Origin of the sequence: Paractinoplanes deccanensis (assembly GCF_016862115.1) — a bacterium.
Taxonomy (GTDB): Bacteria; Actinomycetota; Actinomycetes; order Mycobacteriales; family Micromonosporaceae; genus Actinoplanes; species Actinoplanes deccanensis.
The window spans coordinates 60,913-69,909 of record NZ_BOMI01000028.1 but is presented as its reverse complement, the minus strand read 5'-3'; the positions used below and the strand labels follow the sequence as shown (position 1 = coordinate 69,909).

6 protein-coding genes and 1 pseudogene are annotated in these 8,997 nt (G+C 73.4%); 4 read left to right on the top strand and 3 right to left on the bottom strand.

Features of this window, described 5'->3' with window-relative positions; genetic code table 11:
• Positions 1-792: cbb3-type cytochrome c oxidase subunit I (locus Ade02nite_RS08790; protein ID WP_203761043.1), on the bottom strand; the 792-nt coding region annotated here is incomplete at its 3' end.
• An 83-nt stretch (positions 793-875) separates the two neighbouring features.
• Between Ade02nite_RS08790 and Ade02nite_RS08785 the strand changes: the two genes are divergently transcribed.
• Positions 876-1,124: a DUF3040 domain-containing protein gene (locus tag Ade02nite_RS08785; RefSeq protein ID WP_203761042.1), complete on the top strand. Its 249-nt coding sequence runs from the start codon at positions 876-878 to the stop codon at positions 1,122-1,124.
• 161 nt (positions 1,125-1,285) lie between these two features.
• Positions 1,286-1,941 (top strand): annotated as a pseudogene (locus Ade02nite_RS08780) (integrase core domain-containing protein).
• Here Ade02nite_RS08780 and Ade02nite_RS08775 read toward each other — a convergent pair.
• Positions 1,938-3,200, bottom strand: a complete 1,263-nt coding sequence (locus tag Ade02nite_RS08775) for an NAD(P)/FAD-dependent oxidoreductase (RefSeq protein WP_203761041.1) — start codon at positions 3,198-3,200, stop codon at positions 1,938-1,940. The pseudogene Ade02nite_RS08780 and the gene Ade02nite_RS08775 sit on opposite strands and share 4 nt — an antisense overlap.
• On the bottom strand, positions 3,197-3,700 hold the full coding sequence (locus Ade02nite_RS08770; protein ID WP_239168641.1) for an Lrp/AsnC family transcriptional regulator: 504 nt from the start codon (positions 3,698-3,700) through the stop codon (positions 3,197-3,199). Before Ade02nite_RS08770 ends, Ade02nite_RS08775 begins: the two co-directional genes overlap by 4 nt.
• Before the next feature lie 118 nt (positions 3,701-3,818).
• On the opposite strand from Ade02nite_RS08770, the gene Ade02nite_RS08765 reads away from it, so the two are divergent.
• Together Ade02nite_RS08765 and Ade02nite_RS08760 are read left to right on the top strand one after the other, a co-directional pair.
• Positions 3,819-4,997 (top strand): saccharopine dehydrogenase family protein, encoded by a 1,179-nt coding sequence (locus tag Ade02nite_RS08765; protein WP_203761040.1) that lies wholly within the window; start codon positions 3,819-3,821, stop codon positions 4,995-4,997.
• Between the two features lie 128 nt (positions 4,998-5,125).
• Positions 5,126-8,989, top strand: coding sequence for a P-loop domain-containing protein (locus Ade02nite_RS08760; protein ID WP_203761039.1), 3,864 nt, complete (start codon positions 5,126-5,128; stop codon positions 8,987-8,989).
• Positions 8,990-8,997 lie beyond the last annotated feature (8 nt).

Genomic DNA, 8,997 nt, shown 5'->3' with positions numbered 1-8,997 from the left:
GACCTCGGGGTGGCCGAAGAACCAGAACAGGTGCTGCCAGAGCATCGGGCCGTTCGTCGAGATGTCGTAGACGTGCGCGCCGAGCACCCGGTCGGCGGCCAGGGCGAACAGGGCCGCCGCGAGGAACGGGAAGACCATGATCACCAGCAGGCTGGTGACCAGGATGTTCCAGGTCATGATCGGCATGCGGAACATGGTCATGCCGGGCGCGCGCAGCGTCAGGATCGTGGTGATCATGTTGACGCCGCCGAGGATGGTGCCCAGACCCGAGAGGGCCAGGCCGACGATCCACAGGTTGCCGCCGATGCCGGGGGAGTGCAGCGAGTCGCTGAGCGGCGTGTAGGCGAACCAGCCGAAGTCGGCCGCGCCGCCCGGCACCACGAAGCCCGAGACGGTCATCGTGCCGCCGAACAGGAACAGCCAATAGGCGAACGCGTTGAGCCGGGGGAACGCCACGTCGGGCGCGCCGATCTGGAGCGGCACCACGAAGTTGGCGAAGGCGAACACGATCGGCGTCGCGAAGAACAGCAGCATGATCGTGCCGTGCATGGTGAACAGCTGGTTGTACTGCTCGGGGGAGAGGAACTGCATGCCCGGCCGGGCCAGCTCGCCCCGCATGAGCAGCGCCATCAGGCCGCCGATCAGGAAGAAGGCGAAGGCCGTGACGCCGTACATGATGCCGATCTGCTTCGCGTCGGTCGTGCGCAGCGTGCGCGCGAACGCCGAGCCGCGGAACGTGCGCCGGACCGGGTAGGGCCGGGTCACGATCGGCTTGGGGGCGACGGATGTCATGGGGACCTTCCCCCCTCGTGGTATCGATGCTTTGCTCAGGGTAGGACCGCTCACCCCCAGCGGTCCATCGGGACGGTGCATCGATGCTTAACGATCATGATCGTCGTGCCCTGGAGGACATCGAACGGCATCTGGCGAGCGAGGATCCCGCGCTCCGCGAGCGCCTGACCCGGCAGTCCCGGCCGTTCCCGACCGTCCTCGTGCTCTGCGCCTGCTTCTACATCGCCGCGCCGCTCGCCAAGCTGCTCTTCGGCTGGGCCGGCCTCGAGATCGCGGCCGCGTCCTTCGCCGCCGCGGTGGTCGCGGTGCTGGTGCACCGCCGGCGGCGCTAGCTGTGATGTCCGGGGACGTTGGTCGAGGACGTGTGACCACTCGATCTGACGATCAGTCACGGATCTTGTGAACAGGTGAAGGCCTCCAGCGGTGCAGTGGAGCTGCTAAGACAGCACCGCACCAGGCTTGGAGGCCTTCATGTCCCACGCTAAACGCCGCGTTGACCCCGCGGGCGCGATTGCGGCTGGCGCGTCTGATCGTGGATGACGGCTGGTCACCCGCACGAGCAGCCGAACGCCACGCCTACACCGATGGTGCGCAAGATCGTGCACCTGCGCCGTAAACGACGTCTCGGCCCGGTCCCGATCGCCGACCAGCTCGGTCTGGCCGCCTCCACCGTGCACGCCGTGCTAGGCCGGCGCGGACTCAACCGGCTCTCCCACCTCGATCGTGGCACCGGCGAACCGATCCGCCGCTACGAACACGACCAGCCCGGCGACCTGGTGCACGTCGACGTCAAGAAACTCGGCAACGTGCCGGACCTGGTTCGCCCAGCGCGGCGTCACCACCCGCCGCGTGCTCTCGGACAACGGCTCGGCCTACAAGTCGCACCAGTGGCGCGACACCTGCGCCGAGCTGGGCATCACCGTCAAGAAGACCCGCCCCTACCGGCCCCAGACCAACGGCAAGACCGAACGATTCCACCGCACCCTTGCCGACGGCTGGGCCTTCGCGAAGTTCTATTCATCCGAGAAAGCCCGCCGCGCTGCACTACCCGCCTTCCTGCACGACTACAACGTCCACCGACCCCACACCGCCATCGGCAAAGCCGCACCCATCACCCGGTTGAACAACCTGACTGGACATCACAGCTAGCGCACCCTCTCGAGCGAGTCGCGCAGGGTCGTCGCTCGCAGCGCCGCGTTGATGCCCAGCCAGCGGATCGGCTCGGGCTCCCAGCGGCGTGAGCGGTGGCCCACCCACGGCAGCGATGTCAGGTCGCTCTCCGCGCCGCGGATCAGGTCGGCGAGGGTGCGCCCGGCGAGGTTCGCCGCCGCGACGCCGTCGCCGACGTAGCCGCCGGCCCAGGCGATGCCGTCCGCGAGCCCGACGCTGGGCATCCAGTCGCGCGGGATGCCCAGCGGGCCGCCCCAGCGCGCCGCGATCTCGGGGCGGATGCCGAACATCTGCTCCAGCGTGTCGCGCAGCGAGTCGAAGACCGCCGGCACCCGGTCGTATCGCGGCTCGATGCGCGACCCGAAGTGGTACGGCGCGCCGCGCCCGCCGAACGCCAGCCGGTCGTCCGCAGTGCGCTGGCCATAAATGATCATGTGACGCTCGTCGGTGAACGTCTCGCGGCGCGCGAGCCCCACCCGGTCCCAGAACGACTGCGGCAGCGGCTCCGTGGCGATCATCAGGCTGTAGACGGGGGCCAGCTGGCGGCGGTGGCCGTCGAGCTGGGCCGTGTATCCCTCCAGCGCCCGCACCACCGTGCCCGCGGTGACCACCCCACGGTCGGTCACCACGCGGCCGCGCGCGATGCTGCGTACCGTCGTGTCCTCATGGATCGTGACGCCGCGCCGCTCGGCCGCCTCGGCCAGCCCGCGCACCAGCCGGGCCGGGTGCAGGGCCGCGCAGTCGGGGCTGTAGACGCCGCCGAGCACGCCGGTGGCGCCGCAGATCTCGCGCGCCTCCCGGGCGGGGAGGAAGCCGGGCGCGTTGCGGGCTCGGCGGAACTGCGCGGCGGAGCGTACGAGCGAGATGGTCCCGCCCTTGGCGTAGTGGCAGTCGATGCCCTCCTCGGCGGCCGCGCGGCCCACCTCGTCGACCGCCCCCGCCAATGCAGAATGCATCGCCGCGGCCCGGTCCGCGCCGTAGCGGCGGGCCAGCTTCGCCTCCGAGACCGGGAACAGCCCCGAGGCCCACCCGCCGTTGCGCCCCGAGGCGCCGAAGCCGCAGAACCGCGACTCCAGCACCACGACGGACAGCTCGGGCGCAACCCGGGACAGGTAATACGCCGTCCACAGGCCGGTGTAGCCCCCGCCCACGATCGCCACGTCGGCCGACCGGTCGCCGGGCAGCGCGGGCCGCGGCTCGATCGGGCCGAGCGTGGACAACCAGAAGGACGGCATCATCTCGTACCCCAGGCGTAGGTCTGTTTGGCGAGTTTGAGGTACATAAACGTCTCGCAGACCGCGACGCCCTTGATCGTGCGCACCTTTTCGTTGAGCAGGTCGAGCAGGTGCTCGTCGTCGGTGCAGACCAGCTCGACCAGCAGGTCGAAGCCGCCCGCGCAGATCACCACGTAGTCGACCTCGGGAATCGCCGCGATCTCGTCGGCGATCGCGCGCAGGTCGCCGTTGACCTTGAGGCCGACCATTGCCTGCCGCGCGAAGCCGAGCGTCAGCGGATCGGTCACCGCCACGATCTGCATGAGCCCGCCGTCGAGCAGCCGCTGCACCCGCTGGCGCACGGCCGCCTCGGAGAGCCCGATCGTCTTGGCGAGCGTCGCGTACGACATCCGCCCGTCCCGCTGCAGGTGCTCGATGATCTGCTTGTTGATCTCGTCCAGTGCCAGGTCCGCCGTCACGCCGCGATTCTTCCCGCCCGGATCGGTGGAGGCAATCGCGCTCATGGTTGACCCCTCTCAGCGACCGGCACACTGCGTTTATCGCAGAGTTGATCGCTCTTGACAAGCTTTTCCCGCGCTTGGAGGCTGCTACGGCACGGTTTCAGTGATCGGGAGGTCCCCCATGCGCGTCCTGACCGTAGGCGCCGGCGGCGTCGGATCCGCCGCCGCGGCCATCGCTGCCCGCCGCGACTTCTTCGACCTGCTCGTCATCGCCGACCACGACCTCGCCCGCGCGTCCCGGGCGGCCGCCCTCGACGCCCGCTTCCGGGCCGCCCGCATCGACGCCTCCGACGCCGAGGCGATCGCCGCCCTCTGCCGCGAGCACGGCATCACCCACGTCCTCAACGCCGTCGACCCCCGCTTCGTCATGCCGGTCTTCGAGGGCGCCCGCCGCGCCGGCGCCGACTACCTCGACATGGCGATGTCGCTCAGCCACGCCGGCACCGGCGTCAAGCTCGGCGACGAGCAGTTCGCCCAGGCACAGGCGTGGGCGGACGAGGGCCGCCTCGCCCTGGTCGGCATGGGCGTCGAGCCCGGCCTCTCCGACGTCTTCGCCCGCTACGCCGCCGACCACCTGTTCTCCCGCATCGACGAGATCGGCATCCGCGACGGCGCGAACCTGGTCGTCGACGGCCACGACTTCGCCCCGTCCTTCTCGATCTGGACCACCATCGAGGAGTGCCTCAACCCGCCCGTCGTCTGGGAGCGCGACCGCGGCTGGTACACCCTCCCGCCCTTCAGCGAGCCGGAGATCTTCGACTTCCCCGGCGGCATCGGGCCGGTCGAGTGCGTCCACGTCGAGCACGAGGAGGTGCTGCTCATCCCGCGCTGGGTCGACGCCGCCAAGGTCACCTTCAAGTTCGGCCTCGGCCGCGAGTTCATCGAGGTCCTTCAGACCCTGCACAAGCTCGGCCTCGACCGCACCACCCCCGTCCGCGTCGGCGGCACCACGGTCTCCCCGCGCGACGTCGTCGCCGCCGTCCTGCCCGACCCCGCCACCCTCGGCGACCGGATGACCGGCGTCACCTGCGCCGGCACCTGGGTCAAGGGCCTGGACAAGTCGGGCGCGCCGCGCGAGGTCTACCTGCACCACCTGGTCGACAACGAGTGGTCCATGCGCGAATACGGCTCCCAGGCCGTCGTCTGGCAGACCGCCGTCAACCCGGTCGTCGCCTTGGAACTGCTCGCCGCGGGCACCTGGAGCGGCAAGGGCGTGCTGGGCCCGGAGGCCTTCGACGCCGTCCCGTTCCTCGACAAGCTCACCGACTACGGCAGCCCCTGGGCGATCCGAGAGCAGTAAACCAAGAGATACGCCTTTTCGAACGGCCCCGGATACCGTAGCGAGCCGGGCGTGGGGTCACGGCCGTAGCGCCCCTTTCGCGTGGGACGCGGGCTTGCCCCGCGCCCGATCGTCGGCGAAGGTCAGGTATGCGCCTCGGCGGGCCGTTGCGAAACCACATCGGACTCGTCGGCGCCGTCGGCGCGCTGCTGTTCGGTGTCGTGGCCAACCTCGCGACCTCCACGGTCACCGTGGCCGGCCCCTGGGCGACGGCGGCGGTGTGGACGGTGGCCGGGCTGATCGCCGCCACCCTGGCCGGCGTCGAGGTGGTCGACCGGCGCCGCCGCCCCGGGCCGGCGCCCGCCGACGAGAAGCCGCCGCCCGGCCCCGGCGGCACCGGGCACCGCGACTACCTGGCCCTGGTGCGCGACACCGCCCCGCGGTCGGGCCTGCTCGGCCGGGACGCGGAGCTGGGCGAGCTGGCCGCCTTCGTCCGCGGGCCGCAGGCGTACCGGTGGATGCAGGCGGACGCGTGGGCCGGCAAGTCGGCGTTGATGGCCACGTTCGTCACGGGCCTGCCCCCGGACGTCGTCCCGCTGGTCTTCCTGGTCACCGGGCGGCTAGCGGCGCACGACGACTCGGCCGCCTTCACGCTCGTGCTGCTGGAGCAGCTCGCCGAGCTGTCCGGGGAGCGCCTGCCCGACCGGCTCACCCCGGCCGGTCGCGAGGCGCTGCGCCGGCGCCTGTTCGCCGAGGTGGCCGAGGCGCTGGCGAACGACGGCAAACGCCTCGTCCTGGTGGTGGACGGCCTCGACGAGGACCAGAGCGCGCGGCGCGGCCTGCCCAGCATCGTGTCGCTGCTGCCCAAGCACCCGGCCGGCACCGTGCGCGTGGTGGTGACCAGCCGGCCCGGCGACGACCTGCCCGCCGACGTCGACGCGGACCACCCGATGCGCTCGGCCGGCGTCGTGCGCGTGCTCAGCAGCTCGCCGTACGCGTCGCTGGTCCGTGACCAGGCCGACCGGGACCTGAGCTCGCTGCTGCACGCGGGCGACCGGCAGCGCGACCTGCTCGGCCTGATCGCCGCCGCCCGCGGTGGCCTGACCACGGCGGATCTGGAGGACCTCACGGGCCTGGCGCCGTACGAGATGGCCGAGACGCTCGACCAGGCGCCGGCCCGGGTGATCGTCGGCCGGCCCGGCGGCGAACGCGTCTACCTGCTCGCCCACCAGAACCTCCAGGACGCCGTGACCCGGCAGCTCGGGCAGCGGCGGATGGCCGGCTACCGCGCCCGGCTCGGCGCGTGGGCCGACCGGTTCCGGGCCCGGCGCTGGCCCGGTGACACTCCGCGCTACCTGCTGACCGGCTACCCGGCGATGCTCGAGTCGGCCGGCGAGATCGACCGGCTGGTCGCGTGCGTCACCGACCTGGACCGGCACGACCGGATGCGTGACGTGTTCGGTGGCGACGCCGCCGCCCTGTCCGAGATCGCGGTGGCGCAGGCGTCGCTGCGAGCCGGCGCGGTCGCGGTGATCGACCCCGACCCGCGGTGCCTTCCGGGCCTGGCCCGGGTCGCGGCGCACCTGGGCGTGCTGCACGACCGGATCAAGGCGATGCCGCACCTGCTCCCGGTGATGTGGGCGGTGCTGGACCACCCGGACCGGGCCGAGGCGATGGCCCGGTCGGTGCGCGAGGCCGGCCCGCGAGCGCGGGTGCTCGCCTCGGTGGCGGTGCACCTGGGGGAGCGGCACCCGGAACGGGCCCGGGACCTGGTCGCGGCGGCCGAGGAGAGCGCCGCCGAGGAACCGGCCGGGGAGACCCGCGGGCCGGCCCTGGCGGCGGCGGCCGAGGCCGCCGCGATGCTGGGCCACCCGGAGCTCGCCGGCCGGCTGCTGCGGGCCGCGGCCGGGGAGGCCGAGCGGATCGCCCACCCGGAGCCGCGAGCCGGCCTGTACCTGCTCCTCGCTAACGTGGCCGCCGCCCTGGCTCCTTCGCCCGATCCGGCCGCTGCGCCGGCTCCCTCGCCGGACTCGGCTGCGGCCTCGGCCCGTTCGCCCGGCTCGGCTTCCGCGCCCGACTCCGTTTCCGCCCTGGCTCTGGGGCCCGAGGAGGCTGCTGCGCTTGCGCTCGCGGCGGCCCGGGAGGACGGGAGCACGGCGGCCGCGGACCGGGCGCTGGTCGGCGCGGTGCGGCTGGCCGCCGCGACCGGCCGGGCGGCGTGGACGAAGTCCCTGCTCGCCGAGCTCGACCAGCCGGGACCCCGGATCGAGGGGCGGCTGATCGCCGCGGACGCGTTCCGCACCGTGGACCCCGCCTGGGCGCGGGCACTGGTCGAGGAGGCCGAGAACCATCAGGCCCCGTGGACGGCCGTGGACTCGTGGTGGCGGTTCGCCGTCGTCGCCCCGGTCTGGGCGGCCCTCGGCGACACGGAACGAGCGCAGTGGCACGTCGCCCGGGCCGAACGGGAGATCGAGGCGATGCCGGAGCTCCTGGGCAAGCACACCGCCCGGGCCCACCTCGCGCTCGCGCTGGCCCGGATGGACCAGGCCGACCGCGCCCTCGACGTGGTCGCCGGGGTGCTCGACGACACCGCCCGGGACTTCGCCCGGGACGGGATCGCCCAGATGCTGGCCGCGGCCGGCCGCTTCGACCGGGCCCGATCGACGGTCCTGGAGATCGCCGACCCGTCCCGGCGGGCGGCCGCGCTCGCGGCGCTGGCCATGGCGCTGCACGCGGCCGGCGAGGGCGACGAGGCGCTGCGGGTCGCGGCGCTCGCCGAGACGACCGTGCGCTCCGCGGCCACCGGGCTATCCGCGCTGCGGCTGCTGGCCACGCTGGCCGACGAGCTCGCCCGCGCCGGACAGCACGAGCAGGCCGGGGAGCTGGTGACCGCCATGGCCGGCCGGGCCGACGTCACGCCCGTGCTCACCCAGCTGGCCCGCGTCGCCGTGGCGCTGCCGGACCCCGCTCCGGCGGCCGCCCTCGACGAGCGGATGCGCCGGTGCGAGGCCGCGGCCACGGACGACGCCGTACGGCTGGAGATCCTGATCGCCCGGACCCGGATGACGGCCAGGGTTTCCGGGACCGCGGTGGCCGACGCGATGGTGGAGGCCGCCTCCGCGCTGGGCCGCACGCAGACGCTGCACCCGCTGCTCGGCCAGGTGCCCGGCGCGCTGGCGGCCGCCGGCCGGCTGGACGAGGCCGTCGAGTGGGCGGCCGGGCTGGCCAACCCGTACGAGCGCCGCGCCCGGCTGACCGAGATGGCCCGCGTCCTGGCCGAGGCCGGTGAGCCGGAGCGTGCCCGGCACCTCGTCGACCTGATCGATGAGGCCGTGCCGCGCCTGCGGGCGCTGTTCGGGCTGCTCGGCCCCTCCTCCTCCGGCGACGCGCTGAACGAGGTCCTGAGCGAACTGGCGGCAGTGGACGACGAAGCGGCCCGCCGGACCCTCACCGCCGAGCTGATCGCCGCCCTGGCCGGCCACCTCCCGCCCGAGCGGGTGGTCGAGCTCGCGTACGACCTGGAACCCGGCCTGCAGGCCGCCGAGCGGGATCCGGCGGCGTTCGCCGGCGACGCGGAGGCGTACGCGGACCTCCTGGGTGTGCTCGCCCAAGCCTGGGCCCGCTGCGGCCGCACCGACCGCAGTGCCCTCGCCGCCCGGGCCGTGGCCGAGCTCGCCGGACGGATCGAGGACCGGGTGGTCCGCACCGCGGTGCTCGCGATCGCCATCCGGGGCCTGGTCGCCGCCGGCCGGCACGGCCAGGCGGCCGAGGTGGCCCGCTCGATCGAGCGGATCGCCGAGACGGCGCGGTCACCGTCGTTCATGGCAGGCGCCCTCGCGACCACGGCCACCGCCTTCGCCCAGGCGCAACGGCCGGACCTGGGCCGCGCCTTGCTGGCCCGCGCGCTGGTCCTGGACGGACACGAGGGCGCGCTGCGGGCCCTCGCGGTCGTCGACCCCCGCGCCGCCCGTGTGGTCGCCGACTACTACCTGAATGCCGGTTTCGGCAGCTGACGGTGGAG

What these genes read in the sequence shown, in the direction of transcription:
- Ade02nite_RS08775 (WP_203761041.1), bottom strand. Translation starts at nt 3,200, where the DNA reads ATGATGCCGTCCTTCTGGTTGTCCACGCTCGGCCCGATCGAGCCGCGG.
- Ade02nite_RS08785 (WP_203761042.1), top strand. Translation starts at nt 876, where the DNA reads ATGCTTAACGATCATGATCGTCGTGCCCTGGAGGACATCGAACGGCAT.
- Ade02nite_RS08760 (WP_203761039.1), top strand. Translation starts at nt 5,126, where the DNA reads ATGCGCCTCGGCGGGCCGTTGCGAAACCACATCGGACTCGTCGGCGCC.
- Ade02nite_RS08765 (WP_203761040.1), top strand. Translation starts at nt 3,819, where the DNA reads ATGCGCGTCCTGACCGTAGGCGCCGGCGGCGTCGGATCCGCCGCCGCG.
- Ade02nite_RS08770 (WP_239168641.1), bottom strand. Translation starts at nt 3,700, where the DNA reads ATGAGCGCGATTGCCTCCACCGATCCGGGCGGGAAGAATCGCGGCGTG.